The organism is Stutzerimonas azotifigens DSM 17556, from assembly GCF_000425625.1.
In the GTDB taxonomy this organism is placed as follows: Bacteria; Pseudomonadota; Gammaproteobacteria; order Pseudomonadales; family Pseudomonadaceae; genus Stutzerimonas; species Stutzerimonas azotifigens.
This window is the reverse complement of sequence record NZ_AUDU01000017.1, coordinates 54,779-80,715: the sequence shown is the minus strand read 5'-3', so window position 1 is coordinate 80,715 and position 25,937 is coordinate 54,779. Positions and strand designations below refer to the sequence as shown.

The window sequence follows — 25,937 nt, the reverse complement described above, 5'->3', positions numbered from 1 at the left end:
ATTGGTGCAGATTACTTGCTGAGAGCGAGTAAACGCTCAACCCCAACCGGCTCCTCCGCCATGAGCGGAATGACCGCATAGCGTTGCGCGTGCTCGGTCGCGACATGCTCAATATCCTTCAGCTCATTGACCGCCCGCTTATGTAATAGCGGTGATTCTGTCTTTGCGGCTGCCACGCTATTGTTGATCACCCATGCCCAAGGCTCAATGCCGGCACGACGCAGATCAGCTTGCAGGCTCGCGGCCTCCAGCACGGGAGTGGTTTCGGCCAGGGTCACCAACAGCACCTTGGTTTGCTTAGGATCCTGGAGTTGCATCATCGGCGTGGAAAAGCGCATGTTGCTGCCCGACATCTGCCGAGCAATGTCGCGGTGATAAGCCCCGGTGGCATCCAGTAGCAGCAAGGTGTGGCCGGTCGGGGCGGTGTCCATCACCACGAACTTTTTGCCGGCTTCACGGATGATTCGCGAGAAAGCCTGGAATACGGCGATCTCTTCGGTGCAGGGTGAACGCAGATCCTCGGCCAGCAGCGCCCGAGCCTGCTCATCCAGGCCCGCGCCCTTGGTTTGCATGACGTGATCACGATAGCGCTGTGTCTCGGTATGCGGGTCAATGCGGCTCAGCGTCAGGTGCTCAAGCGTGCCATCCAGTGTCTCGGCAAGGTGCGCGGCAGGATCAGAAGTAGTCAGGTGCACGGGCAGCCCACGTCGAGCCAACTCGACGGCAACCGCTGCGGCCAGAGTCGTTTTCCCGACACCACCTTTGCCCATCACCATGATCAGGCCATGACCATCGGCGGCGATCTCGTCGATCAGGGACTTGAGTCGTGGAGCGTTCAATTCAATCGGCGCACTGGCCGGCGCCTGCGTGCCGTCAGCAGAGCCCTCAAGCAAAAGTTGTCGCAGGGCATCCAGTCCCACTAGGTTGAATGCTTTCAAGGGCAACAGATCGAGCGGCAGTGTTCGCAGCGCTGGCGGCATGGCGGCGACTGCGGCCTGTTCACGCTTATAGACGGCGGCAGCCAGGACATCCTTCTGCGCCTCACTCGCCGGCAGCACGCCGTTGATCACCAGGTACTGCTCTTGCAATCCAATGGCTGCAAGCTCCTCGCGTGTGCGGGCAGCCTCGCGCAGGGTAGCGGCCTGTGCCCTGGCAACCAGAACCAGACGGGTCTTGGCTGGATCAGAAAGCGCCTCTACTGCCTCGCGATACTGGTCACGTTGTTTGTCTAAACCGGCCAACGGCCCAAGACACGATGCATCGCCTTGCCCCGCCTCCAGGAATCCACTCCAGGCCCCCGGCAGTTGCAGCAGCCGAATCGTGTGCCCGGTCGGGGCGGTATCGAAAATGATGTGATCGAAGCGGGCCTTCAGTTCATCGTTGACCAGCAGTGAGGTGAATTCGTCGAAGGCTGCGATCTCGGTCGTGCAGGCTCCCGATAATTGCTCCTCCATGCCTTTGACCACATCAGCAGGCATGACACCCCTCGCCGGGCCCACAATCCGATCCCGATAGGCCTGAGCTGCGCCCTGTGGGTCGATCTCCAGGGCCGCCAGGTTTTCCACGGCAGGCACGGCGGTAATGTGATTGCCGATCTCCAGACCGAATACCTGCCCCACATTGGAGGCCGGATCGGTGCTGACCAGCAGCACTCGCTTGCCCTGACGGGTCAGCTCCAGGGCTGTCGCGCAGGCAATGGAGGTCTTTCCGACCCCGCCCTTGCCGGTGAAGAACAGGAAGCGTGGTGCATTGTCGATAAAGCGCATTCTGACCCCCTAGCGATTGTTGAGGCTGCTCTCGTACCAGTTGCGTGTGCTGTTGACCATGCGTACCAGCCATAGCATCACGGGCACTTCGATCAGTACGCCGACCACGGTTGCCAGGGCGGCACCCGAGTTGAATCCGTACAAGACAATGGCCACGGCTACGGCCAGCTCGAAGAAGTTGGAGGCGCCGATCATGGTGGCCGGGCCCGCTATGTCGTGGCGCACTTTCAGGGTATGGCAGAGCCAGTAACCCAGTGCCGCGATGAACAGCGTCTGCACCAGCAGGGGGATCGCGATGATGCCGATTATCAGAGGTTGCTCGACGATGGACTCACCCTGGAAGGAGAACAACAGAACCAGAGTGGCCAGCAGAGCGATGATGGAAAATGGCGAAATCTTCGCCAGCAAATTCTCGAAATAGGCTTCGCCGCGCTTCATCAGTTGAGCCCGCAGAAACTGGGCGATGGCCAGCGGGATGACGATGTACATCACCACGGAAAGCAGCAGGGTGTCCCAAGGCACCGGGATCGAAGAAACGCCCAGCAACAGCGCCACGATAGGCGCAAAGGCAAACACCATGACCAGATCGTTCAGTGCCACCTGGGTCAGAGTGAAGTTGGCATTACCCTTACACAGGTTGCTCCAGACAAACACCATCGCCGTGCAGGGCGCCGCACCGAGCAGGATCAAGCCGGCCATGTAGCTATCCAGCTCTTCGGCGGGCAGCCAGGGCGCAAACACCTGCTTGATAAAGAACCAGCCAATCAGCGCCATGGAAAACGGCTTGACCGCCCAGTTAACGAACAGCGTGACGAACATGCCGTTCTTCTGCTGGCGCACTTCGCTGATGGCGCTGAAGTCGATCTTCATCAGCATCGGAATGATCATCACCCAGATCAGCAGGCCAACCGGGATATTGACCTTCGCCACCTCCAGGGCGCCGACGGCCTGAGCCGCTTGCGGCACAACCAAGCCAAGCACGGTGCCCACCACGATGCACAGGAACACCCACAGGGTCAGGTAGCGCTCAAAAACTCCCAGTGGAGCCCCAGAGGCCTGCTTCATCGCGACTTCACACGCATTTGTCATCTTTGCTGCCTATCCTCGTTCCCTTGGCGCGCAACGCGCCGCATATTCACTTTACTGCATATTCGAAAAATAATATATTTGCTCATGTGCATCTTTGATAGGGATCAACATGAGCCAGAAAAAGCGCGTCCTGTTCCTCTGCGTCGCGAACTCCTCACGCTCGCAGATGGCCGAAGCCCTGCTGCGCCACACCGACTCAGAACATTTTGAAGTCTACAGCGCAGGCTCCGCCCCCACTGAAGTCGACACCCGAGCCCGCAACGCATTGGAGCAGCTTGGTGTTCCCACTGATGGGCTTTACAGCAAGTCCATCGAGCAGGTCGCTGGCGAGCCGTTCGACTATGTGATCACCCTGTGTGACAAGTCCGCCCTGGAGTGCCAGGCACTTCCAGGGGCCGGTGAGTACATCGCCTGGAACTTCGAAGACCCAGCGACCAGCTCGCAGAAAGATGCCTATCGCAAGACCCTGCATGAGATACATGAACGGATAAAGATGTTCGTGCTGATCAAAAGTAAACCGGCGAATGAAGCTTCCACCCTGCATGCCATGTCGCCAACCGAGGTCTTCAAATGCCTGGCCGAGGAAACGCGGGCGCGAATCGCCTTGCTGGTGACTCTGGAACAGGAACTCTGTGTCTGTGAACTGACCTCTGCACTAGAAGAGGCGCAACCCAAGATATCCCGGCACCTGGCCCTGCTGCGCGGCTGTGGTCTGCTGGAGGATCGACGCAATGGTCAGTGGGTGTACTACCGCCTGCACCCGCAGCTGCCGGAATGGGTGACCGATATCCTCAAGCAGACCCTGGACAACAATGCCGAGTGGTTGCGCCAGGATGTGCAGCGCCTCTGGCAAATGCGTGATCGCCCTGGGCGCAAGCCTGCCTGCGATTGAATACCAGGCACTGCGGATGACCATGAACGTTTTGTTTCTCTGCACCGCCAATAGCTGCCGCAGCATCCTGTCGGAGGCTATCTTCAATGCGATGGCTCCCAAGGGCATGCGGGCCTTTAGCGCAGGCAGCTACCCCAAGGGGGAGGTCAATCCGTTGGCTTTGCAGGCACTGCTTGATGCTGGATTCGATGTTGAAGGCCTGTACAGCAAGTCAACCGATGCCCATCAGGCTCTCGCCCCTGACATCGTCATTACCGTCTGCGACAAGGCAGCCGGAGAGGCCTGCCCAGTTTTCTTTGGCCCGGCGACTCGTTGTCAATGGGGACTGAGTGACCCATCCGACGTTAACGGATCTGAGGCGGAAATAAACGCAGCATTTGCAGCCACCATCCAGCAGATCCAGAAGCGAGTGAGCGCATTTATCGCGCTGCCCTTTGCTCAACTCGACAGCGATGCGCTCAAGGCCGAGCTGAACAGGATCGGCTCGTTGTAGCCCAAGAGGTAAGAACCCATGATCGACAACCTGCCCAACGTCGCCGAGGAGCTGTTTGCCCGCTCTATCCCGACAAACCTGGGCCTCGCCGAAGGCGAGCACAAGCCGCGCATTCTGCTGCTCTATGGCTCCAATCGTGAGCGCTCCTACAGCCGTCTGCTGACCCAGGAAGCGGCGCGCTTGCTGGAAGCCTTCGGCGCGGAAACCCGAATATTCGATCCTTCCGGCCTGCCCATGCCGGACGATGCCGACAGCAGCCATCCCAAGGTCAAGGAACTCATCGACCTGGTGCTCTGGTCTGAAGGTCAGGTGTGGTGTTCACCCGAGCGCCACGGCGCTATGACCGGCGTATTCAAGTCGCAGATCGACTGGATACCGCTGACCATGGGTGCCATCCGTCCCAGTCAGGGCAAGACCCTGGCCTTGATGCAGGTCTGTGGAGGCTCGCAATCCTTCAATGCGGTTAACCAGATGCGTGTGCTGGGGCGCTGGATGCGCATGTTCACCATCCCCAACCAGTCTTCAGTGCCCAAGGCCTACCTCGAATTCGACGAGCCCGGGCGCATGAAACCTTCCAGCTATTACGACCGCGTTGTGGACGTCATGGAGGAACTGGTCAAGTTCACCCTGCTGCTGCGCGGCCACAGCGGCTATTTGGTCGACCGTTACTCGGAACGTAAAGAGTCCGCTGAAGAACTCTCCAAGCGCGTCAACCAGCGCGCCATCTGACTACCAGGAAACCCTCTCAATGAATCACCCCTACGACCGGCTCAGCATTCCCGGTATCCAAGGCAAACTCATCTTCACGCCCTGTCCCGGCACCAAAGACAGCAGCCTTGTCGACTCGCTGGCCACGCTGAAACAGGCCGGCGCCTCTGCCGTGATCAGCCTGATGCCGGCAAGCGAACTGGCCACCAATGGTGCCGAGGACATCGGCAAGCAATGCCAAGCGCAAGACATGGCCTGGTTCCACCTGCCGGTGGCGGATGAGCAAGTGCCGCTTGAAGATTTCGGTCAGGGCTGGAAAGCCTCCAAACAGAGCATCCTTGAGCGGCTTAATGCGGGCCAGGACATTGCCATCCACTGCAAGGGCGGCTCGGGACGCACCGGGCTGATTGCGGCGCGGATCATGGTTGAGGCCGGCATTCCCCGCGCCGATGCCATTGCCCTGGTGCAAGCCCTGCGTCCCAAGGCTATTCAACACCCAGCCCACATCAACTGGATCACCCAGTTCGATGCTGCCCACTAACTCCAGTAGATGAGTCGAAAAACATGGCTATCAAAATTGGTATCAACGGTTTCGGTCGCATCGGTCGCCTGGCGCTGCGCGCCTCCTGGGACTGGCCCGAGTTTGAATTTGTCCGCATCAATGATCCGGCAGGCGACGCTGCCACCAATGCGCACCTGATCAACTTCGACTCGGTGCACGGTCGCTGGCACCACGAAGCCGGCAGTGATGGCGATTGTGTGGTGATTGGCGGCAAGCGCATCCAGGTCACCAATAACAAGGCGATTGCCGACACCGACTGGTCGGACTGCGATCTAGTGATCGAAGCCAGCGGCAAGATGAAGACCGTGGCGGTATTGCAGGCTTACCTGGATCAGGGCGTGAAGCGGGTTGTGGTCTGCGCGCCCGTGAAGGAGAAAGGCGCACTGAACGTGGTGATGGGTGTCAACCAGCAGCTGTTCAATCCAGCCGAGCACCGCATCGTTACCGCTGCCTCCTGTACCACCAATTGCCTGGCTCCGGTGGTCAAGGTGATCCACGAGAACCTCGGCATCCGCCATGGCTCGATCACTACCATTCATGACCTGACCAACACCCAGAGCATCCTCGACACCCCGCACAAGGATCTGCGCCGTGCACGCGCTAGCGGCATGAGCCTGATCCCGACCACCACCGGTTCGGCCACCGCCATCGCCGAGATTTTCCCCGAGCTGCGCGGCAAGCTGAACGGCCATGCCGTGCGCGTGCCGCTGGCCAACGCCTCGCTGACCGACTGCGTGTTCGAAGTCGAGCGGGCCACCACGGTGGAGGAAGTCAACCAACTGCTGAAGGCTGCTGCCGACAGCCAGCTGAAAGGCATCCTCGGCTACGAGGAACGCCCGTTGGTCTCCATCGATTACCGCACTGACCCGCGCTCCTCGATCATCGATGCGCTGTCGACCATGGTCATCAACGGCACTCAGGTGAAGCTGTATGCCTGGTACGACAACGAATGGGGCTATGCCAACCGCACCGTGGAGCTGGCCAAACTGGTCGGCCTGGCCGTTTAACCAAGTAGGGATGCAAGCATGAAGGCGTTGTCAGCCCTGGCCCCGGAGGTCAAACAGTACCTGCTGGTGACCGGCAATTACTGGGCATTCACCCTCACCGATGGCGCCTTGCGCATGTTGGTGGTGTTGCACTTCCACAGCCTGGGCTACAGCCCCTTGCAGATTGCCGCGCTGTTTCTGTTTTACGAGATCTTCGGCGTAGTCACCAACCTGGTCGGCGGCTACCTCGGCGCCCGATTGGGCCTTAATCGCACCATGAATATCGGCCTGGCGATGCAGGTGGTCGCACTGCTGATGCTCACCGTGCCCGCCGCCTGGCTAACCGTGCCTTGGGTCATGGGCGCACAGGCGCTGTCGGGGATCGCCAAAGACCTCAACAAGATGTCGGCCAAGAGTTCCATCAAACTCCTGGTGCCCGATGCCCAGCAGGGCACGCTGTACAAGTGGGTGGCAATCCTCACCGGCTCGAAGAATGCGCTCAAGGGCGTGGGTTTCTTCCTCGGCGGCGCCCTGCTGGCCGTGCTGGGTTTTGCCGGCGCGGTATTGACCATGGCCGGCGTGCTGGCGGTGATCTGGATCGCCAGTCTGTTCCTGTTGAAGAAGGATCTGGGCAAGGCCAAAGCCAAGCCCAAGTTCAAGGACATCCTTTCCAAAAGCCGGGCGATCAACATCCTCTCCGCCGCGCGCCTGTTCCTCTTTGGCGCCCGCGATGTCTGGTTTGTGGTTGCCTTGCCGGTTTACCTGAGCACGGTTTTCGGCTGGGACTTCTGGATGGTCGGTGGCTTTTTGGCCAGCTGGATCATCGGCTACGGCATCGTGCAGTCCTTCGCTCCGGCCCTGACCGGCAAGCGCAGCGGGCATGTGCCCGATGGCCGTGCGGCGTTTCTCTGGGCGGCGCTGTTAGCCGGCATTCCGGTTGCGATTGCTCTGGGTCTGGACAGTGATTTACCCAAGCAGGCGGTACTGGTAGGTGGTCTACTGATCTTCGGTGCCGTCTTTGCCATCAACTCGTCGCTGCACAGCTACCTGATCGTCAGCTACGCCAAGGAAGACGGCGTGTCGCTGGATGTCGGTTTCTACTACATGTCCAACGCGCTTGGCCGGCTGGTCGGGACGCTGTTGTCCGGCTGGGTCTTCCAGCAGTTCGGGCTGCAAGCCTGCCTGTGGGTCTCCAGCGGGTTTGTCGTGCTGGCCGCGCTGATATCCATCGGCCTGCCAAGACACCAGCAACCGACAACCTAAGCCAACAGGCTAGCTTCTCCCTCGGCGGGCTAGATTGTGCTTATAGCTGCATGGCGGAGCCTGATCGTTGATATCCGCTAATGGCCGGATTCCACCTCTGACAATGAGTGGGAGCGTGTCAGAAGCGGACACCCGGACATGGCTAGAGAACAGGGGGTATTTCACTTGCTCAGGAACCAAAACCTTATCCACGAGGGCAGCCAGTCTCAAGGGCGAGCTGCGCGCTTGCACGATCCGTCTTGTCAGTTTGGCTACCATGGGGCGCTCTCTTGATAGTCAGGGGGGGGAGGTGACTCCAGCAAGCGTTCAAACTTCGGCGTTTGGCTCGCGATGTTTGTCCTAGAGCAGCCCTAGAGCGAGGCTCGTGCCTATGCCTAGCATGGCTATTGCGACGATAAGTTGTACCGTGCGAAGCGTGATTTTCTGCAAGATGCGCTTACCTACAAAAGCACCGATGAACGCGCAGATAGTCCCAACTGTAATGGGCAGTGCGAGTGTCTGTGCTTGTGAGAATTGACTGGTAAGGATAGCGCCGCCGTAGACCACGAGGCGGACGGCATCGACGATTACCGCCGAGACTACACCCGTTGCCACAAATGCCTCTTTAGACAGACCCACTTTCAGCAGAAACGCAGAACGCAATGCGCCCTGGTTGCCTGAAAGCCCCCCGAAGAAGCCGGAGAGCGCCCCGCCAACAGGGAGCCAGCGTGATGAAAAAGCCAGCGATTGAAAACGAGGGGACAGTTCAAGCAATGCGAACAGCACGATCAAACTGCCGATCACCACTTTCACCGCAGTGATTTCGAAATCTGAGCCTGCGATGCTGTAGTGCCAGAGGGGCGGCAGTTGGTCGAAGAACGTCAGGGAGCCTGCCCCCAGGATTGCCGTGAAGGCAGCCGGCATGCTGAATTTCGCCACGACCGACCAATCTGCCTGCCGGGCCATCAGCGAGAACTTGAAAATATTGTTGGCGAAATGCACCACAGCAGTTGCCGCGATAGCGAGCGGCAGTGGGAAGAATAAGGCGAACACTGGCATCAGGATCGTGCCTAGGCCGAAGCCGGAGAACAAAGTCAGCCCAGATGTGAGGAGAGCCACGATTCCAATCAGGATGAGCTCCATGCTAGGCACCTTAAATTATCGAATTACGCTATTGTATATCGACTATAATTGACCAGCCCTGTCACAGATCAAGTAATGACCATGACTGAAATCACTAAGACTGACCGTAGCCCTTGGGCTGTTTTTTTGATCTTCCTCCGCTTGGGGCTCACCTCCTTCGGCGGCCCAATCGCACACCTGGGCTATTTCCGCGATGAGTTCGTGGTACGTCGACAATGGTTGAGCGAGCGCAGCTATGCGGATCTTGTCGCCCTTTGCCAGTTCTTACCGGGGCCAGCCAGTAGCCAGGTCGGGATTGCGCTCGGGTTGTCTCGATCCGGCTACGCTGGAGCGCTAGCCGCGTGGATGGGCTTCACCTTGCCCTCCGCAATTGCCCTGATCCTCTTCGCACTCGGCATCGCCAGTTATGGTGATGCCATGCCTGCTGGCGTGCTGCACGGTTTGAAGGTGGTGGCCGTGGCGGTAGTTGCCCAGGCGGTCTGGGGCATGGCGCGCAATCTGTGTCCCGATGCGCCGCGTATTTCCATCATGGCGGCGGCGACCTGCTTCGTGCTGCTCGTACCCTCTGCCTGGGGGCAAGTGAGTGTCATCATCCTTGCAGCCATCGTCGGCTTGCTGCTGTTCAAACCGCAGCAAGGCGAGGCCCATGATCCACTGCCGATCAGTGTGCGTCGTCGCGTTGGCCTGTTCTGGCTGGCGCTGTTCTTTGCTCTTCTGCTGGGGCTGCCGTTGCTGACAGCGGTGTTCCCGAACCAGACATTGGCGATGGTGGATGCCTTCTACCGCGCCGGCTCGCTGGTATTCGGTGGTGGACATGTAGTGCTGCCGCTGTTGCAAGCTGAGGTCGTACCAACAGGCTGGGTCGACAACGACGCATTCCTTGCGGGCTATGGCGCGGCGCAGGCCGTGCCGGGGCCGCTGTTCACCTTCGCAGCCTTTCTCGGCGCCTCGATGAACCAAGCACCCACCGGTTGGCTTGGCGGCCTGATCTGCCTGCTGGCGATCTTTGCACCCTCTTTCCTGCTGGTGGTGGGTGCCTTGCCGTTCTGGGAACACCTGCGCCGTAACCTGCGCACGCAGGCAGCACTGCTGGGCATCAATGCGGCAGTGGTCGGCCTGCTGCTGGCTGCTCTCTACCAGCCAGTGTGGACGAGTGCTATTCATGGCCCGCAAGACTTTGGCCTGGCCCTTGTGGCACTGGTGGCGTTGATGTTCTGGAAGCTGCCGCCGTGGCTGGTCGTGCTCGGCAGCGGTGTCCTGGGCGGGCTGTTGAGCATTGCCCTGTGAGAGGCGGCGAATGACCGACAAAGACCTCTACGGCGGGTTGATCCGCCTGCACATCCTGCACCACGCCGCCGAGGCCCCCATCTTCGGGCTGGCCATCATCGAGGAGTTGCGACATCACGGCTATGAGCTCAGCGCGGGCACGCTGTATCCGATGCTGCACGGGCTGGAAAAGAAAGGTTATCTGCGCTCGCACCATGAGCGTACCGGGCGTCGTGAGCGACGCATGTACGAGATTACCGATGAAGGCCGAGTCGCGTTGGCGGATGCCAAAGTCAAGGTCAGGGAGTTGTTCGGCGAGTTAATCGAAGGACGCTGATGACCTTATCCGGAGTGCCTGCGGCCAGCTACTTGCTTTAATGATCGCGCACTCACCGAAAGCAATGGCCTATTAACTACGTCCGCTTTTGGCCGATCTCTGCCCCTCATCACCGGCAGGCTCGTGCCCTCAAGCTATCCCGACGCTTCCTATTGCTTGTCGATCTCTGGTGGACTTACCGCCTTGTGATTGTCCGTATGGGAGTATGTAGGGCAGGGGTAGCACTTGTGTAAGCGTCTGGCCAACACACCTCCCCGGTTCTTCCAGCTAGCGGCATGGTGTCCACCTGTTTTTGGTGGACACCATTTCAAGCCCCCCTGCAGAGGATCTCCCGTGCCAGGCCAACGCCGCTCCTATCCCAAATCTTTCAAGGCCCAGGTCGTCGATGAGTGCACCCAGCCCGGCGCCTCGGTTGCCGGCGTGGCCTTGAGCCACGGCCTCAACGCCAATCTCGTGCATAAGTGGATTCGCCGCCAGCAGGTACAGCTGCCCGCTGTGGCTTCAGGTTTTATTCCGATTCCTCTCGTCCCGAGCCTGCCGGCTACCCCGAGTGCGGCCGACATGGCCATCCAGATCGCCATTCCCCATCGGGCCGGCAAGCTGTCGGTGCAGTGGCCGGGCAACGACCCTGAAGGCTGCGCCCGCTTCCTGCGCGAGCTGCTGAAGTGATCCGTATCGAGCGCATCTGGCTCGCCACCGAGCCGCTGGACATGCGCGCCGGCACCGAAACCGCGTTGGCCCGGGTGGTTCAAGTGTTCGGTGCGGCGCAGCCGCACTGCGCCTACCTGTTCACCAACAAGCGCGCCAACCGGATGAAGGTGCTGGTGCACGATGGCTTCGGCATCTGGCTGGCTGCTCGCAGGCTCAATCGAGGGCGCTTCGTCTGGTCGGGTAATTGGCAGGGACAGCAGTTGGAACTCAGCCCCGAGCAGTTGCAGGCCCTGGTGGTCGGCCTGCCTTGGCAGCGTCTTGGGCCGGATGCCGAGATCAGGCTCCTGTAGCCGGGGTGCAATTAGGCCAATGGCCTATCGCCGAGGGGGCCGACAATCCGCACACTCGGCGCCATGAATCCTGCCGCTTTCGATCACCTGACACCCGAGCAACTGCGCCAACTGGCCGCGCAGTTGAGTCAGCGCGTCGATCACCTGGAAACGCTCAACCAGCGGTTGAACCACGAACTCGCCGTGCTGCGGCGCCACCGCTTCGCCCGCCGCAGCGAGCAGCTCAATGCCGACCAGCTCAATCTGCTGGACGAGATGATCGAGGCCGACATCGCCCGCCATCGAGGCAGAGCTTGAAACGGCCCGACCAGAGCCCGCCAAGCGCGAGCCACGGCAGCAGCCCAAGCGAGCGCCGCTGCCGGCCGAACTGCCGCGCACGCTGATACTCCACGAGCCGGACAGCACCCAGTGTGCCTGCGGCTGTCAGCTCAAGCGCATCGGTGAAGACGTCAGCGAGAAGCTCGACTACACCCCGGGCACCTTCACCGTCGAGCGGCATATCCGTGGCAAGTGGGTCTGCGCCCAGTGTGAAACGCTGATCCAGGCCCCAGTGCCGGCGCAGGTGATCGACAAGGGCATCCCGACTGCCGGGCTACTGGCTCAGGTCATGGTGGCCAAGTTCGCCGATCACCTGCCGCTGTACCGCCAGGAAAAGATCTTCACCCGCGCCGGGCTGGCCATTGCGCGTTCCACGCTTGCGCAATGGGTCGGCGCTTGCGGTGTCCAGCTGCAACCCCTGGTCGATGCCCTGCGCGACTGCCTGCTTCAGCAGGACGTCATCCTCGCCGACGAAACCCCAGTGCAGATGCTTGCCCCGGGCACAAAGAAGACCCAGCGGGCTTACGTCTGGGCTTATGCACCCAGCCCCTTCGCCGACCTCAAGGCCGTGGTCTACGACTTCAGGCCGAGCCGGGCCGGCGAGCACGCGCGCAGCTTCCTGGGTGACTGGCAAGGCAAACTGGTCTGCGACGACTTCGCCGGCTACAAGGCCAGCTTCGAGCAAGGCGTGACCGAGATCGGCTGCATGGCCCATGCACGGCGCAAGTTCTTCGACCTGCATGCCGCCAACCAGAGTCAACTGGCCGAGCAGGCCCTCCAGTACATCGGTCAGCTGTACGAGGTGGAGCGCGAAGGGCGAGAGCTGCTCGCCGCACAGCGACGGCAACTGCGCCAGGACAAAGCCAGGCCGATCATCGATGGCCTGCATAGCTGGATGCTTGGGCAGCGGCAGAAGGTGCCGGAAGGCAGCGCGATCGCCAAGGCACTCGACTACAGCCTCAAGCGCTGGGCAGCGTTGGTGCGCTACCTGGATGACGGCAACCTGCCCATCGACAACAACTGGATCGAGAATCAGATCCGCCCCTGGGCCCTGGGGCGCGCCAACTGGCTGTTTGCCGGCTCGCTACGCAGTGGCCAGCGTGGCGCAGCCTTGATGACGCTGATCCAATCAGCCCGCCTGAACGGACACGATCCGTACGCCTACCTGAAGGATGTGCTCATGCGCCTGCCGACGCAGAAGGCCAGCGCCCTGGCCGAGCTGCTGCCGCACAACTGGGTATCCGCCGACAAGGTGTGATGCCCGTTCGCTTACGCACTTGTGTCCTCCACTGTTTATTGAAAATCCCGACTGCGCACATCCAGGCCAGCCAACAGCGCAGAGAGATCTGTGAGCCGCCCGGCAATCACGTGGCGTATGCCATCGGCAATTTCCAGATGGCCATCAATGCGCAGCAACTGAGACTGCAGGAATACCTGCCGCTGCCGTTCGGCCACGTCGCGCCAGACCACCACGTTGATCATCCCGAACTCATCTTCAAGCGTTACGAAGGTCACTCCGCTGGCGGTCTGTGGGCGTTGGCGACCCACTACCAGGCCGGCAACGCTGACCAGGCGATCCGGCTCGATATGGAGCAGCTGCCGTGAGCTGCGGCAGCGCAGGGTGCTCAGTTGCTCGCGCAGCAGGGTCAATGGATGCGGCCCCAGGGTGGTGCCGAGGGTGGCGTAATCGGTGTGCAGTTCCTCACCAAACGAGGGGGCTGGCAAGGCGGGCGGTGCCTCCTGTATCGGGGCTTGGCCTGCAAACAGCGGCAGTTGTGGCTCGATACCGGCCACCGTCCAGCGTGCCTGATGGCGATTGCCAGCAAGCCCCTGCAGGGCGCCGGCGTCGGCCAACCGCTCCCGGGCTCGTGCGTCCAGTTCGGCGCGGAGGATCAGGTCTTCGACATGCACAAAGGTCCGCTGCCGGCGAGCCGTTTCGATACGCCTCGCATCGCCTTCACGCATCCCGCGAATCATCCGCAATCCCATACGGATCGCCGGTTGCACTGCGCCGCCAGGCTCCAGGCTGCAATCCCAGTCGCTGTAACGGACGTCCACTGGACGTACCTCGATGTCATGGCGACGGACATCCTGCAGCACTTGGTCGGGACTGTAGAAACCCATCGGCCAGCTGTTGATCAGCGCGCAGGCGAAGGCCGCCGGCTCGTGGCACTTGAGCCAGGAACTGGCGTAGGTGAGCAGGGCGAAGCTGGCCGCATGTGACTCGGGAAAGCCGTAACTGCCAAAGCCCTTGATCTGCTCGAAGATGCGCTCGATAAAGGCGGGCTCATAGCCCTTTTCCAGCATGCGCGTAGTCAGCCGCTGGCGGTGATGTTCCAGGCCACCGTGGCGCTTCCAGGCGGCCATACTGCGCCGCAGCTCGTCCGCTTCGCCGGGTGTGTACTCGGCGGCGATGATGGCCAGTTCCATGACCTGTTCCTGAAACAGCGGCACGCCCAAGGTGCGCTCGAACACGGGCACAAGCTCTTCGGAGGGGTAGTTCACCGGCTCTGTGCCGTTGCGACGGCGCAGGTAGGGATGGACCATGTCACCCTGAATCGGCCCAGGGCGAATGATGGCCACCTGGATCACGAGGTCGTAGAAGGTTTTCGGGCGCAGGCGGGGGAGCATGACCATCTGTGCCCGCGACTCGATCTGGAACACGCCGATGGTGTCGGCACGGCTGATCATGGCGTAAGTAGCCGGGTCCTCCGCTGGCAGGCTCGCCAGGGTCCAGCGGGTGCCGCGATAACGCTCGATCAGATCGAAACAGCGGTGCAGCGCGCTGAGCATCCCCAAAGAGAGTACGTCGACCTTCATCAGACCCAGCAGGTCGAGGTCATCCTTGTCCCACTGGATCACGGTGCGCCCGGCCATGGCGGCGTTTTCCACCGGGACCAGCATGCTCAGAGGCTGCTCGGAGATAACGAAGCCGCCCGGATGCTGTGACAGGTGACGAGGAAAGCCGATCAGTTCGCCCGTCAGCACCAAGACGCGCCGCAATAGTGGGTTGTTCGGGTCGAAACCGGCTTCGGCCAGACGCTCGGCGCTGGGCGGCTTGTCACTCCAGCGCCCGCAGCAGTCGGCCAGCGCAGTGACCTGGTCGGGTGGCAGGCCGAGGGCTTTGGCCACATCGCGCACGGCGCCGGCTGCGTGGTAGCTGCAGACCACAGCGGTGAGGGCGGCGCGCTCGCGCCCATAGCGGCGAAAGATGTACTGGATGACTTCTTCACGGCGTTCGTGCTCGAAATCTACATCGATATCGGGTGGCTCGTTGCGCTCGCGGGACAGAAAGCGCTCGAACAGCATCCGCGTGCCTGTCCGAGTCGGGTCCAGCTCTGTAATGCTTAAGGCAAAACACACCGTGGAGTTGGCCGCCGAGCCGCGCCCCTGACACAGAATGTGCTGCTCGCGCGCCCAGCGCACGATGTCATGCACGGTCAGAAAGTAGCTTTCGTATTGCAGCTCGGCGATCAGGCTCAGCTCATGCTCGATCAGACTCCGGGCACTGACGGGTACGCCGTCCGGCCAACGCCAGCGCGCACCGTCCTCGACCAGTCGGCGCAGCCAGGATGTGGCGCTATGGCCTGCCGGCACCACTTCATGCGGGTACTGGTAGCGCAGCTGACCCAGATCAAAGGTGCAGCGCTCGGCAATGCGCAGGGTTTCCGCAAGCAGCCGGGGCGGGTAGAGCTCCGCCAACTCCTCGTGCCGGCGCAGGTGGCGTTCGCCGTTGGGAAATAGGTATGCACCGGCCTCGGCCACCGGCAGGTGGTGGCGGATGGCGGTCATACAGTCCTGCAGGGCGCGCCGTCCACGGGCATGCATGTGCACACCACCGCAGGCTAAGGCTGGCAGGTCGCAGGCTTGGGCCAACTGGAGCTGCTTGCGCAACTTGCCGGCGTCATCGGTACCTCGGTGCAGCTCGATGCCAAGCCACAAGCGCCCGGCAAATAGCTTCTGTAGCCAGGGGGCGTGCTGGGCGTCATCGTCCGCCAGCCAGATCGCCAGCAGGCCTTCGGTCGAAGCTGGAAAATCCTCGACCAGCAGTCGATAGCAGCCTTTATCGGTCCGACGCCGGGCCAGGGTGATCAGCTGGGAGAGTGCCTGGTAGCCAGTGCGGGCTTCAGCCAGAAGGACCAGCTTGGGCCCATCCTCGACACGCATCTCGCTACCGACGATGAGCGGCATGCCGGCGTCCTTCGAGGCCTGCCAGGCGCGCACGGTGCCGGCCAGGGTGCACTCATCGGTGATGGCCAAGGCGCGATAGCCCAGGCGCGCGGCGCGCTCGAACAGCTCCTTTGCGCTGGAGGCTCCGCGCTGGAAGCTGAAGTTCGACAGGCAGTGCAGCTCGGCATAGCCCGTCATGCGAACCAGCCGTGCAGCATCAGAGGGCCTTGGCTGCCGAGCTCGCGAAAGGCCCAGCCGCGCTGGCCGCTGCGCGTCTGGATAACGTAGTAGTCGCGGCGGACATCGTCGCCATCCCACCAGCCGGATTCGATGCGTTCGGGGCCGGCAAGGATGTGCAGGGAGGCCTCGCGCAGTGGTTGAGGCTGCGCCAATAGCCAGCCGGGACGAAGCGGCGAGATCGGTTGCGGGATGGACGATTGAGTGGACCAGGCACGCTCGGGCCGGTGATCGGCACAGGCACTAAGGCCATGTACGGCCTCATCACCCAGGCGTGCGCGCAGGCGTTCACGCAGTTGCTCCCAGGGCAGGGACTGCTGCGGACGTTCATCGAACAGCTGGCGGCGTTCAGGGGCAAAACGCGGCAGATCGCGGGCGGCCAGGCGCACGGCCAGCACTGGGGCGGGTAGCTGCAGCTGTTCGAGGCGGTCACGCGTCAATTCAAAGAGCATGCTGGCGTCTCGCTCGGCTCTCAAGAGCCCGACCTGCACCTGGCTGTCGGCCATGGCGCGATGCTCCAGATGCAGGACAAAGCGCTGCACGCCGCTGTCGCGTCCGGCCAGGTAAGCGGCGAGGTCCGCCGTCAGCCGACGCAGGGGAAACAGCAGCGCCTGATGCGATTTGACATCAAAGTTCAGCTCGATGCGCTGCTCGAACACATCGGGCGGGCGGTGGAAGTCCAGGGCCAGCGGGCGGATGCCGAGCAGACGATCCAGCTGCACCAGGACCTCGGCGGGGAATCGCCGACTCAGGCTGTCGCGGGGCTGAGCGAGTATTCGCGCCAGATTGCGCAAACCCATGCGAGAAAAGGCCGTGGCTGCCTCGCGGGAAAATCCCAGATGTTGCACGGGCAGCCGATCAAGGGCCTGGCGCAGTGCGTCAGCATCGGTGATTACCAGGCCATTATGAACGTTGGCCAGTATCCGCGCAGCGGCGGGATTGGGCGCGACGGTAATGCGATGGCGAAAGCCCAGTGCGCTGAGCTCCTCGCGCAGTCGTGCCTCAAAACGCGGCCAAGGGCCGAACAGGCTGAGGCATGAGTGCACCTCCATCAGCAAACAGCGCGGGTAGTGCAGGCTGACTTGAGAGCTGAAACCGTAGGCACAGGCGGCGAGCAACTGCTGCCAGTGCTCGATTTCAACCGGATTGTAGTCTGCAGTAGCGAAGTCCTGGCTCAAGGCTTGGGCGGCGATCAGGGACTGGCCGGGGCGGAGCCCGATCGCCCGCGCCGCTGGATTGACTGCCTGCAGTACGCGCCGCTGCGCAGGTCCGGCGAGCAATGCCAGTGGTGAATCGGCATCGGCACGGTGACGCAGTACACCATCCATGGCCAGTTGCGGGAACAGGATGCAGGCCCAGAGCATTGCCACCTCAATGCCCGCCGCCGGCTACAAGCGCGGGTGTTGCGATGGGCCGTGCCGGAGCCAGGCCGCCACGGCACTTAAGAATGCGCAGCTCGCGGGCATCGAGGGTCAGGCGCAAGGCTGCGGGTGAGGCGTTCACGGCCTCGTCCAGAGGGCGGTAGGCAAAGGCCAGCGTTTTCCCCGTTTCGGCAGCCACCTGCAGGCGACGCAGAGCACGGTCGTCCGCCTGCATTGGCCAGCACACCACCGCACCACAACTGCCGGAACGCAGGCATTGCTCGGTGGCCCACAGCGCATCACGACCCGTCGCCCGGACGATCATCAACTGGCGCAGGTCGACGCCAGCAGCGAGCCACGCCTGAGGGCAGGGGATATGGGGAGTCCCTACCAGCACCACCCGTTCACCGGCTGAGGTCAAGCGTGCCAGCGTCGGCCACAGCAGGCGCAGCTCACCAATGCCGCTGGTGGCAACAAGAATCTCGCTCAGCGCCGAGCCCGGCCAACCGCCACCCGGCAAGGCTGAGTCCAATTCGGTGTGCCCGGTCGATTGGGTAGAAGAGGGGGAGCTGATTGCCTGGCCGCGCCAGACATGCCGCGAATCGAGCAGGCGGTCGAGAGCGACCACGGCAGACATAGGAAGATTCTTATTTAGCTGTATGGATGAACAGTATCCGGTTCGGCTCTGTGTTCGGTCAAGCCGAATCATGTGTGCTTGCGATCAGCGGGTCGCCCGCTTGGGTATCCGATCTTGAATGGGTCGCGTATGTGGACGTCTCCTGAGGCAGGCCAGCGTCAGCCAGCGTCGGCCTGGAGACGGGAAATGCGCAAAAGGGCGTTGCGAAAAGAAGAAGCCCCCGCGTACGGGGGCTTTGGGGGAGGACAGTTGCCATCTGGTGCTGGCGTGAGGAACAGGTGTGTGGCGGTGGCGGACAACTCCAGATCGTCTTCGAAGCGGGGCAGTCAGTGCCGACTTGGCTTACTTGCCGACAGACACTGCACGCGGATGTGCCGCCAACTACCATCGTCGATCAGATGCTCCAGCATTTCCCCGAGCGAGTCGAAGAACACTTGATCGATACGTTCGACGAGTACCCCGTCGCGTTTCAGCTCGATCACATAGAGATCATCGGAACGGTCATACAGCACGGTGACCCGACCTTGGAACTTGACTGTCGCAACGGTGAAGCTGATTGCCGGAGGCGTTTTGATGATGTCGTCGGGTAGTGGATCGACGACGGAGAAGTCCCGTGCTCCGGCATCCACCAGCAGATGGGTTATGTGACGGAACCCGTCGGGAGCGAGCAACTGTTCAAGCTGGTTGATGAGTTCCTGCAACTCTGGGCAGCGTGGCTGCGGAAGCGGTAGCTTGGCTGGTGCCGAACCGAGGATGTGCGTTTGCACCGTAAAGGGCGTGCCGTCTGCAGCGTGCTCGGTGCGTTCCTCCGGTGTGTCTGCGCGCAGGCCGTCGAAACGGCGTCGGGCATATGGCTGGATCTGCACCTTGGTGCCCTCATCAGGCACTTCGGTCACCAACTCGCGATCAAGCACGGCAAATTCGGCACGACCGGTTTTTACAACGATGGCCTCGCCGGTGTCGGCGATTACCTTGCCCTCGAAGGGTTTGGGATCGATGTGGAAACCCAACACCGAAACCTTGGGTTGCCCGTCGAAGATGCTGAATTTGAACCTGCGGATATTGCGGGGAACATGGCCGGCGACCAGAACGGGCATTTGTGCGCGGATGGCTTGGGTATCCATTGGAGACTCCTTGGTGAAAACAAGGGACTCCTGCCCGCAAGGGAAGATGTCCCTTTTGGGTTGGGTGGATGGCGCGATATGCACCGGAGCGACAGAGAAACCAGTGCGATGAACCGCACCCGCAGCCTTGAAGGTCTCGACTGCCTGGGATGTTGCCGGCAACGCCAGCGAACATGAGGCCAGCGTGGAGTACGCTTCGGTGTCAGTCGTCCGGGAATCGGTAACGCGCCACTACCGTGTTCCAAAAAGAAGAAGAGCCCCGCGTGGGGCTCGAAAGGGCTATTCGCCGTAGAGTTTCAGTCCATCCAGCTCCGGTGCGTCGGCATCGAACACGAGCAATCGCACATCGGCTAGCGCAGCAAGGTACAGAACCTCGACGAGGGACTCCGGCACGCCCTTGCTCAGGTGTTCCTGCCACAGCTGCTCGGTGGAAATGCCTTCGACGTATTCCAGGTTGGTGTTCGTCCAAGGCGTGGCGATCAGCTTTACGCCAATTGCGTGGCTGCATGGTATGCGAAAGGCGACAAACAGGAGTCCAGTTGGCGTGGTGATGTCTGCCAGACCTTCCAGGTAGCGATTCGCATCCTGCGTGATATGCGCGGTACTGATCTCCCAGCAGCGACTGTAGTGACCGGTCTCGAAGCGAAACCGCTGCACGACTTCACGCGCGGCCTCTTCGGAGTAGGTATCACCGATATGGACAGGTTGGCCAAAGTCGTCGCCGTGGACGGCATAGACAACGGCCCGGACCAGCCCTTCGCTCTGGCACCGAGCCCCCAGGTCGTCAGGTATTTCCTGACCTTCGGTGATCAGCGTGAAGTCGTCGTTGAAGATGCAGGGGAAACGTGCGACCTGATCGTCTGACAGATGTGCCTGGCTAGGATGTAGTGGACGCCAGGCCGGAGGGCAGTCGCTTTCGTAGGTGATGAATAGGCTGCGACTGATGCGCAGATTCTGGTAACCGCGGAGGAAGGGATTGGGATGGCTGGGCATGTTGACGCTCCTGTTGAAAAGAAGGGACATGCCCCCGAGGGACAGCATGTCCCTCGGGGATTGTGGGAAGAGTGGCGGAGGTGGCCGTCTCACCAGCCGTGGTAGTGAAGTAGCAAGTCGGCGATGACCTTGCGGCGTTCCAAGTCAAGACTGCCGAGATCGGCAAGCCCCTCGAACTGGCAGCGGTTGAGCATCGCGCCGCCTTCATCAGCGTTGTAAAAGCTGACCATAGCGGCAAGGAACATCCGCTGGCCGCTGCTCAGAACGCCCAGGGCGTCGTTGATCCTAGACACATTCGGCCGTAGCTCCCACTTGCTTGTGGCTTGCTGCAGCCCTCCGTGGGTGCCATCGCCAAACCATTCGACGCCGGCAATTTGGATGCCCCGTTTCCAGACTTCCAAGAATGCTGCTGGCGCATTGTCGAAGTGCAGGATCTCCTGCGCGATCTGTTCTAGTACGTCTTGGGGTAAAGACTGGTTCATGACGTTCTTCCGATGGACGGAATTCAAGGATGGAGGCGTTGTTGCCAGCATCCAATGGTTAGAGCTTGATCGGCTGCCTGGTACGAACGGAAGTACTCAATGGACTCGCGCGAGGCTGGGCCTCCTTCTTCGGTGGTTCCGATGAAGTAGCCGGCGGCGCTGTGGCGTACCTGTAGAGGTAGGCGCTTCCCTGCGTAGGTAAGAGCCAGATAACCAATGGACTCGGCTCGGGCTTGGGCGGCGTTGAGTGACGCGGAAGGTGCATGGAACATGGAGGAGTCTCCTGACTGGAATGGAACAAGGCACCGACGCCTTGCTGGCGCTCATCCGCGCGGTGGTGCGAAGCGGACTGGTGGGTCGACGCGGAGGCTTCCGCGCTGCAGCCGAGGACCCGTGCTGCGGCATGTATGACCGAGGTCGGCGACACATGCGCAGCAGCATCGAGTGGCGTGGGGAGTGCGTCAGTGGGAAATGGGAAACCAGCTTGCTCCCGATTGAGCGAGGAGAAGGTCAAGGTGCATTTGTTTGCGGGGTCGTCGAGGCTTCGTCGAGCCGACTGTTTCGAACAGGAAGGAGAAAGGTGCCGAAGGCTTGGGCCTTCGGCTGCCGAGGAAGAAACCACCTGTGAACTGATGCAGTGAGTGGCCGTCGTCAAAGCCATCTGCTGTTGCAGCGATTGCACCCGACCCGTGTCGTGGCTGGGGTCGAAATCCTTTGGCACGCATCTGCGTACAAAAAGAACCCGTTGTTTCGCCGGCGGGCACCGGCACTGAATACGGTTCGACCCGAAGGGTCTCCTGGAGGCTCGTCCCACTATCGAGACAAGACCCCAGGGGACCCTTCGGAACGAAAATCGACAGATCAGGATGTCCGTGAGATATGAACTGCGGATGAGTTCGCCTTCTCGTTGAACCAGCGAAATGCTGGCAACGGGCACACATTGCAGAAGGATGGCGTGTGCTGGGTTCCCCGCGGGCGCGAGGTATGCGTATCGACCATGGCCGATACGATGAGGAAACGGGGCCTGGGACCTTACTTCGAGATTTATTGCGACTTGCGTGTCGCGCTGCGCTTTGCGCTGGCCTTCCGGCCGTTCTGGATGGGAAGGGTGCCTTTGCAATTGGGATAGCTACGGCAGGACCAGAAGGGGCCGGTCTTGCCTGTACGTTGCCATGTGGCACCGCCGCACAGCGGGCAGGCGGGTCCCGCAGGGACTTTGATGGGCAGGGTGGCACCGCGATACTGCTGCACGAGCTGCGTGATCCACATGGATTGCTTCTCGACGAAGTCATCCAGCGTCATGTCGCCGGCCTCGATCATGTCCAGGGCCTGTTCCCAGACGGCGGTGGTACCGGGATCGGTGATGGCTTCTGGCACCGCATCAATGAGCGTACAAGCCGCTTCGGAGGCGCGAACGGTACGACCTTGCTTGACCAGGTAATTGCGGTCGAGCAGGCCGTTGATGATGCTGGCGCGTGTGGCCTCGGTGCCGATGCCTGTGGTCTCTTTTAGCTTCTGCTTCAATCGCGGATCAGTGACCAGTTTGGCGACACCTTTCATGGCCTTGATCAGATGGCCTTGGGTGTAAGGTTTTGGCGGCTGCGTCTTAAGTGCCTTCAGATCAACCTGGCCGACCTGGCAGGACACGCCTTCGCGCAAGGCTGGCAATACCTGGCTGCGCGGTGTCGATTCGTCGTTCGCATCATCCGCTGCCGGTACGGCCAACACCTGGTGCCAGCCGGGGATGATCACCTGCTTGCCGATGGCGTGCAGGTTCTGGCCGCCGCACAGCAAGTGGGCGGTCGTGCGGTCGAACTCGTGATGCGGCAGGAACTGTGCGAGATAGTGAGCGCGGATCAGCTTGTAGACCGATAACTCCTTGTCGCTCATAGCCGACAGGTTGGCCGGTTCGAGCGTCGGGATGATGCCGTGGTGGGCCGATACTTTGCTGTCGTTCCAGGCGCGTGAGCGCTGAGTATGGTCGAGCTGGTCGAGCAGCGGACGCAGGCTGGGATCGGTGGCGAGCACCGCAGCGAGAACTGTCGGCACCTCGGCGGACATGCTTTCGGGCAGGTAGCCTGAATCCGAGCGCGGATAGGTCGTTGCTTTGTGTGTCTCGTACAACGACTGTGCGATGTCCAGCGTCTCCTGCACGTCCAGAGCGATTTGCCGAGAGCACACCTCCTGCAGCGTGCCCAGATCGAATGGCAGCGGCGGACCTTCACGCACGCGCTCCGTTTCGACCGACACCACCTGGGCGCTGCCGGCAATGCGCATACGATCGGCGGCTTGTTGCGCTACTGCCTGCTGCAGGCAGCGGCCTTCGGCATCGATGCAGCTGTCCGGCGCGATCCAACTGGAGAGAAAGGATTGCCCGCCTGCGGATAGCGCGATCTCGACGTTCCAGAATGGCATCGAAACGAAGCGTGCAATCTCGCGATCGCGGGCTACCACCAATGCCAGCGTCGGCGTTTGCACCCGGCCGACCGATAGTACGCCGTCGTAGCCAGCCTGACGCCCAAGCAGCGTGAACAGGCGGCTGAGGTTTATGCCGATCAGCCAGTCCGCTCTGGAGCGTGCGAGTGCCGAGTAGTACAGCGGCAGCGTCTCGCTCGCCGGCTTCAGCGCGCCCAGTGCCTTGTGAATACTCGCGTCGTTGAGCGCCGACAGCCACAGTCGTTGGACCGGCCCTCGGTAGCCGCACAGGTCGATGATCTCGCGGGCGATCATCTCGCCTTCGCGGTCCGCATCGGTTGCGATCACCAGCTCGTTGGCTTGGCCGACGAGTTGTTTGACGATATTGAGTTGCGTGGCGGTTGCGGCTTTTGGCTCGACGCGCCAGCACTCGGGAATGATGGGGAGCTGCTCTATCGACCAACGCTTGTACTGCTCACCGTAGGCCTCCGGTTGGGCAGCTTCGATCAGGTGACCAATGCACCAGGTTACGACGGTGCCCGCTCCGCTGTAGCAGCCGTTGCCGCGTTGGCCGGCACCCAGCACACGGGCAATGTCTTTGCCTTGTGAGGGTTTCTCGCAGAGGAACACGCGCATACAGCCTCCGGGGTGTGATGGTCACCGAATGACCATCAGCATTCCCGTCAGCCGCATGGGCCGCAGCAAACAACGTGGCAGCAACAGAGTCCCAGTTGTGCGGCTGTACACGTCCTTCCAGTGATGTGCGAACAAGGCTGGCGTTGTGCAGTTACCAGCAGCTTCGTTCACAGCGGCGCTGGAATTCAGTGGAACTCGGTGGAACTATCCCCAGGGGATAGTTCCACCGAGGTCTTTTGTGGGCATTACTCCGCAGACTGGGCTGGCTCGCTAGCTTGTTTCTGGCTCAGCGTTACTGCATCAAGACGGTACGGCAGGATACCTACGCGCCGGGCCTCGATCTTGAACGTCACGCGCTCATTCTCGTCGGCATCCTCCCATTCATCGCGCACCGTGCGGCCCTCCACCAGTACGCGCATGCCTTTCTGATACAGCGTTTGCCAGTGCTCAGCCTCGCGATGCCACAGCTCCACGGGTGCCCAGTATCCACCGCGATCTTCGTAGCCATCTTTGGTTGGAACCGGATTGTCGAAATAGATGTTCAAGCGCAACAACCGCCGTGGCTCGTCGTTGCCGTTCTGGAACTCCCTGAATTCTGGCGCAGAACCGATGTTGCCTTCGCCAACAAAGTGCGTGCTCATAGTGACTCCTTGGACCATGTGGTGCGGGTGGACGCAGCGTTTCCGCGGACACGCTGCAGGTAAGTCGATTCGGCCTGGGCTACCTTGCTGGCGCACTCCTGGGCCTGGCGGCCCAAGGTGTGCAGCAAGCTGATTTGCATGTTGATGACGACCCGCTGTAGCTCCATCGCGTAGAGGTCGTTGATCAGCGTGTCGGGCGTGGCGGGGCTGGTGATCAGCGCTTGCCACAATGCCACGCCCATGGCGGAGCGGTCGGGCCTGCGCCAGCGCAAGAAAACGGTGCCTGCGCCAGTGGTCTGCTGGGCCAGTTCAACGGGTAGCAGGCGGAAGGGGTAAGCGTCCGCCTGTGCCAGGATGCGCCGCTGCGCCAGTTCGATAAGATCGTCGCGTAGCGCATGGCACTGGCTGGCCCACTCGGTGAGAGTCCCCTTACCTTTAAAAGGCTTTAAAAGGCCTTTTAAAGAGGCTGCGTGTTCCAGGCGCTGGAAGTCAGTCCGTTCCAGGGGGTGGAAACGGCGGTCTGCCGCAGATGCCGAGGTCGTCGTCATGCCGGTGCATCCCCGCTGTCTTCTGCCGTCGTCACCGGGTCGTCAGCGCCTTCAGCCGGAAAGTTGTCGCCCACCGCTGGGGCCAGAGAGGCGGCCAATGCCGAGCGCCGGATGATGGGCGGCGCATAGCGAGAGCGCCGGGTGCCTTCGAGCACGTCCTGCGGCAGTTCGCCAAATTTCTCGATAGCCGCTCTGGCCACGGCGTTGTTGGCGGCGAAGTCATCCCTGATGCAGCCCGAGAAGCGGTACTGCTGGGCCAGCGAGAACAGACTGCGCAAGGAGTGGGCTCCTTCGTTGAGCCAGCGTTCGAGTGTACTGCGGTCAATCAATGCGGTGTGGTGGGCGAGGATCAGCTTGCGCGCCAGATCGTCGTAATCGGCCAGCAGATACACCGCCAGGAAGCCGAGCTGGGCATTCACGAACAGCGGTAGCTTCACCGGTTGTACATTCATGTTCTCGCCCAGCGACAGCGCAGGTGGCACGTCGGTCAGGGCTTGGTCGACCTGTTCGCGCAGGGCCTGCAACGTGTCCTTGGTCTGCGTCAGCTTTTCCTCAATCCTCAGCATCCACCAGTCTGAGTAAGGGTCGTCCTGCTCGGCCCCGCGCTTGATCTTGTTGGCGATGGCAATGAAGCCGTTCAAGCCAACAATGCCGGGCTTCCCGTCGCTTGCCGCTCGACCGTGCCAGATGCGCGAGGCGTGGTGGGTGTGCAGCGTCAGCGACATCACGCTGCGCAGCGATCCGAGATTCAGTTGCAAGGTGTTGTCGGTGGTCATGAGGGCGACTCGCGGTAGAAAGACGAGTCGTCAGCATGGGCACTGAGCGGAAGGCGATCAGTCAACAAAACGCAGCTGCATGCAGCCCGGTTTGTGGGCGAGGGAAGGCAGTCT

The 25,937-nt window shown here is 61.4% G+C and carries 24 protein-coding genes and 1 pseudogene; 11 read left to right on the top strand and 14 right to left on the bottom strand.

Going from position 1 to position 25,937, the window contains the following annotated elements; translation table 11 throughout:
• Positions 1-11 precede the first annotated feature (11 nt).
• Positions 12-1,766: an arsenical pump-driving ATPase gene (arsA, locus tag H610_RS0101255; protein WP_028238021.1), complete on the bottom strand. Its 1,755-nt coding sequence runs from the start codon at positions 1,764-1,766 to the stop codon at positions 12-14.
• Between the two features lie 9 nt (positions 1,767-1,775).
• Positions 1,776-2,855 carry an ACR3 family arsenite efflux transporter gene (gene arsB, locus H610_RS0101250; protein ID WP_028238020.1) on the bottom strand — a complete coding sequence of 360 codons (1,080 nt, stop codon included), beginning with the start codon at positions 2,853-2,855 and terminating at the stop codon, positions 1,776-1,778.
• A gap of 109 nt (positions 2,856-2,964) precedes the next feature.
• Between arsB and H610_RS0101245 the strand changes: the two genes are divergently transcribed.
• From H610_RS0101245 to arsJ, 6 genes are read left to right on the top strand one after another with little or no spacing between them, the layout of a single operon-like run.
• Positions 2,965-3,747: a metalloregulator ArsR/SmtB family transcription factor gene (locus H610_RS0101245; RefSeq protein WP_028238019.1), complete on the top strand. Its 783-nt coding sequence runs from the start codon at positions 2,965-2,967 to the stop codon at positions 3,745-3,747.
• 22 nt (positions 3,748-3,769) lie between these two features.
• Positions 3,770-4,240: an arsenate reductase ArsC gene (locus H610_RS0101240; protein WP_028238018.1), complete on the top strand. Its 471-nt coding sequence runs from the start codon at positions 3,770-3,772 to the stop codon at positions 4,238-4,240.
• Positions 4,241-4,258: 18 nt separating this feature from the next.
• Complete coding sequence (arsH, locus tag H610_RS0101235) at positions 4,259-4,969, top strand: arsenical resistance protein ArsH (protein ID WP_028238017.1); 711 nt, start codon at positions 4,259-4,261, stop codon at positions 4,967-4,969.
• Positions 4,970-4,988: 19 nt separating this feature from the next.
• Positions 4,989-5,489 (top strand): cyclin-dependent kinase inhibitor 3 family protein, encoded by a 501-nt coding sequence (locus H610_RS0101230; protein WP_028238016.1) that lies wholly within the window; start codon positions 4,989-4,991, stop codon positions 5,487-5,489.
• A gap of 23 nt (positions 5,490-5,512) precedes the next feature.
• Positions 5,513-6,517, top strand: a complete 1,005-nt coding sequence (locus H610_RS0101225) for an ArsJ-associated glyceraldehyde-3-phosphate dehydrogenase (RefSeq protein ID WP_028238015.1) — start codon at positions 5,513-5,515, stop codon at positions 6,515-6,517.
• Between the two features lie 18 nt (positions 6,518-6,535).
• Positions 6,536-7,759: an organoarsenical effux MFS transporter ArsJ gene (arsJ, locus tag H610_RS0101220; RefSeq protein WP_028238014.1), complete on the top strand. Its 1,224-nt coding sequence runs from the start codon at positions 6,536-6,538 to the stop codon at positions 7,757-7,759.
• A gap of 339 nt (positions 7,760-8,098) precedes the next feature.
• Here arsJ and H610_RS0101215 read toward each other — a convergent pair whose 3' ends face one another.
• Positions 8,099-8,881, bottom strand: a complete 783-nt coding sequence (locus H610_RS0101215) for a sulfite exporter TauE/SafE family protein (RefSeq protein ID WP_028238013.1) — start codon at positions 8,879-8,881, stop codon at positions 8,099-8,101.
• Between the two features lie 81 nt (positions 8,882-8,962).
• On the opposite strand from H610_RS0101215, the gene chrA reads away from it, so the two are divergent.
• The 5 genes and pseudogenes from chrA (at position 8,963) to tnpC (ending at position 13,061) form a co-directional block, all read left to right on the top strand.
• A complete protein-coding gene (chrA, locus tag H610_RS0101210; protein WP_028238012.1) occupies positions 8,963-10,168 on the top strand; it encodes a chromate efflux transporter in 1,206 nt (401 codons plus the stop codon).
• A 10-nt stretch (positions 10,169-10,178) separates the two neighbouring features.
• The gene (locus tag H610_RS0101205) at positions 10,179-10,484 is read left to right on the top strand and encodes a PadR family transcriptional regulator (protein ID WP_009405714.1); all 306 of its coding nucleotides are present in this window, start codon (positions 10,179-10,181) and stop codon (positions 10,482-10,484) included.
• A gap of 333 nt (positions 10,485-10,817) precedes the next feature.
• Positions 10,818-11,153, top strand: coding sequence for an IS66-like element accessory protein TnpA (gene tnpA / locus H610_RS23015; RefSeq protein ID WP_043237337.1), 336 nt, complete (start codon positions 10,818-10,820; stop codon positions 11,151-11,153).
• On the top strand, positions 11,150-11,485 hold the full coding sequence (gene tnpB, locus H610_RS0101195; protein WP_003241496.1) for an IS66 family insertion sequence element accessory protein TnpB: 336 nt from the start codon (positions 11,150-11,152) through the stop codon (positions 11,483-11,485). Before tnpA ends, tnpB begins: the two co-directional genes overlap by 4 nt.
• Before the next feature lie 63 nt (positions 11,486-11,548).
• A pseudogene (gene tnpC / locus H610_RS23010) lies at positions 11,549-13,061 on the top strand (IS66 family transposase).
• Positions 13,062-13,096: 35 nt separating this feature from the next.
• On the opposite strand, the gene H610_RS0101185 reads toward tnpC, so the two are convergent.
• The 11 genes from H610_RS0101185 to H610_RS0101140 form a co-directional block, all read right to left on the bottom strand.
• Positions 13,097-16,171: an error-prone DNA polymerase gene (locus H610_RS0101185; RefSeq protein WP_003289352.1), complete on the bottom strand. Its 3,075-nt coding sequence runs from the start codon at positions 16,169-16,171 to the stop codon at positions 13,097-13,099.
• Positions 16,168-17,574, bottom strand: coding sequence for a Y-family DNA polymerase (locus tag H610_RS0101180; RefSeq protein WP_003289350.1), 1,407 nt, complete (start codon positions 17,572-17,574; stop codon positions 16,168-16,170). The genes H610_RS0101185 and H610_RS0101180 overlap by 4 nt, the downstream gene beginning before the upstream one ends.
• 7 nt (positions 17,575-17,581) lie before the next feature.
• Positions 17,582-18,208, bottom strand: coding sequence for a translesion DNA synthesis-associated protein ImuA (imuA, locus tag H610_RS0101175; protein ID WP_003289349.1), 627 nt, complete (start codon positions 18,206-18,208; stop codon positions 17,582-17,584).
• A gap of 326 nt (positions 18,209-18,534) precedes the next feature.
• The gene (locus H610_RS0101170; protein ID WP_028238010.1) at positions 18,535-19,332 is read right to left on the bottom strand and encodes a hypothetical protein; all 798 of its coding nucleotides are present in this window, start codon (positions 19,330-19,332) and stop codon (positions 18,535-18,537) included.
• Between the two features lie 279 nt (positions 19,333-19,611).
• Positions 19,612-20,325 carry a DUF5983 family protein gene (locus tag H610_RS0101165; RefSeq protein ID WP_028238009.1) on the bottom strand — a complete coding sequence of 238 codons (714 nt, stop codon included), beginning with the start codon at positions 20,323-20,325 and terminating at the stop codon, positions 19,612-19,614.
• 89 nt (positions 20,326-20,414) lie between these two features.
• Complete coding sequence (locus H610_RS0101160) at positions 20,415-20,807, bottom strand: hypothetical protein (protein WP_003289345.1); 393 nt, start codon at positions 20,805-20,807, stop codon at positions 20,415-20,417.
• A 23-nt stretch (positions 20,808-20,830) separates the two neighbouring features.
• Positions 20,831-21,079 (bottom strand): hypothetical protein, encoded by a 249-nt coding sequence (locus H610_RS25885; RefSeq protein ID WP_080573136.1) that lies wholly within the window; start codon positions 21,077-21,079, stop codon positions 20,831-20,833.
• A gap of 772 nt (positions 21,080-21,851) precedes the next feature.
• Positions 21,852-23,858, bottom strand: a complete 2,007-nt coding sequence (locus tag H610_RS0101155; RefSeq protein WP_003289344.1) for a DNA topoisomerase III — start codon at positions 23,856-23,858, stop codon at positions 21,852-21,854.
• Positions 23,859-24,103: 245 nt separating this feature from the next.
• Positions 24,104-24,499 (bottom strand): single-stranded DNA-binding protein, encoded by a 396-nt coding sequence (locus H610_RS0101150; protein WP_003289343.1) that lies wholly within the window; start codon positions 24,497-24,499, stop codon positions 24,104-24,106.
• Complete coding sequence (locus H610_RS0101145) at positions 24,496-25,047, bottom strand: DUF3158 family protein (protein ID WP_003289342.1); 552 nt, start codon at positions 25,045-25,047, stop codon at positions 24,496-24,498. The genes H610_RS0101150 and H610_RS0101145 overlap by 4 nt, the downstream gene beginning before the upstream one ends.
• Positions 25,044-25,823 carry a PFL_4669 family integrating conjugative element protein gene (locus H610_RS0101140; protein WP_003289341.1) on the bottom strand — a complete coding sequence of 260 codons (780 nt, stop codon included), beginning with the start codon at positions 25,821-25,823 and terminating at the stop codon, positions 25,044-25,046. Before H610_RS0101140 ends, H610_RS0101145 begins: the two co-directional genes overlap by 4 nt.
• Positions 25,824-25,937: the final 114 nt, after the last annotated feature.

Bases quoted from the DNA above. Each gene is read 5' to 3' on its own strand.
- H610_RS0101150 (WP_003289343.1), bottom strand. From the start codon at position 24,499: ATGAGCACGCACTTTGTTGGCGAAGGCAACATCGGTTCTGCGCCAGAA.
- chrA (WP_028238012.1), top strand. From the start codon at position 8,963: ATGACTGAAATCACTAAGACTGACCGTAGCCCTTGGGCTGTTTTTTTG.
- H610_RS0101165 (WP_028238009.1), bottom strand. From the start codon at position 20,325: ATGCCCAGCCATCCCAATCCCTTCCTCCGCGGTTACCAGAATCTGCGC.
- H610_RS0101230 (WP_028238016.1), top strand. From the start codon at position 4,989: ATGAATCACCCCTACGACCGGCTCAGCATTCCCGGTATCCAAGGCAAA.
- arsA (WP_028238021.1), bottom strand. From the start codon at position 1,766: ATGCGCTTTATCGACAATGCACCACGCTTCCTGTTCTTCACCGGCAAG.
- H610_RS0101245 (WP_028238019.1), top strand. From the start codon at position 2,965: ATGAGCCAGAAAAAGCGCGTCCTGTTCCTCTGCGTCGCGAACTCCTCA.
- H610_RS0101155 (WP_003289344.1), bottom strand. From the start codon at position 23,858: ATGCGCGTGTTCCTCTGCGAGAAACCCTCACAAGGCAAAGACATTGCC.
- H610_RS0101205 (WP_009405714.1), top strand. From the start codon at position 10,179: ATGACCGACAAAGACCTCTACGGCGGGTTGATCCGCCTGCACATCCTG.
- arsJ (WP_028238014.1), top strand. From the start codon at position 6,536: ATGAAGGCGTTGTCAGCCCTGGCCCCGGAGGTCAAACAGTACCTGCTG.
- H610_RS0101240 (WP_028238018.1), top strand. From the start codon at position 3,770: ATGAACGTTTTGTTTCTCTGCACCGCCAATAGCTGCCGCAGCATCCTG.
- arsB (WP_028238020.1), bottom strand. From the start codon at position 2,855: ATGACAAATGCGTGTGAAGTCGCGATGAAGCAGGCCTCTGGGGCTCCA.
- H610_RS0101170 (WP_028238010.1), bottom strand. From the start codon at position 19,332: ATGGATACCCAAGCCATCCGCGCACAAATGCCCGTTCTGGTCGCCGGC.
- arsH (WP_028238017.1), top strand. From the start codon at position 4,259: ATGATCGACAACCTGCCCAACGTCGCCGAGGAGCTGTTTGCCCGCTCT.
- imuA (WP_003289349.1), bottom strand. From the start codon at position 18,208: ATGTCTGCCGTGGTCGCTCTCGACCGCCTGCTCGATTCGCGGCATGTC.
- H610_RS0101185 (WP_003289352.1), bottom strand. From the start codon at position 16,171: ATGACGGGCTATGCCGAGCTGCACTGCCTGTCGAACTTCAGCTTCCAG.
- H610_RS0101215 (WP_028238013.1), bottom strand. From the start codon at position 8,881: ATGGAGCTCATCCTGATTGGAATCGTGGCTCTCCTCACATCTGGGCTG.
- H610_RS0101180 (WP_003289350.1), bottom strand. From the start codon at position 17,574: ATGCTCTGGGCCTGCATCCTGTTCCCGCAACTGGCCATGGATGGTGTA.
- H610_RS0101160 (WP_003289345.1), bottom strand. From the start codon at position 20,807: ATGAACCAGTCTTTACCCCAAGACGTACTAGAACAGATCGCGCAGGAG.
- H610_RS25885 (WP_080573136.1), bottom strand. From the start codon at position 21,079: ATGTTCCATGCACCTTCCGCGTCACTCAACGCCGCCCAAGCCCGAGCC.
- H610_RS0101140 (WP_003289341.1), bottom strand. From the start codon at position 25,823: ATGACCACCGACAACACCTTGCAACTGAATCTCGGATCGCTGCGCAGC.
- H610_RS0101145 (WP_003289342.1), bottom strand. From the start codon at position 25,047: ATGACGACGACCTCGGCATCTGCGGCAGACCGCCGTTTCCACCCCCTG.
- H610_RS0101225 (WP_028238015.1), top strand. From the start codon at position 5,513: ATGGCTATCAAAATTGGTATCAACGGTTTCGGTCGCATCGGTCGCCTG.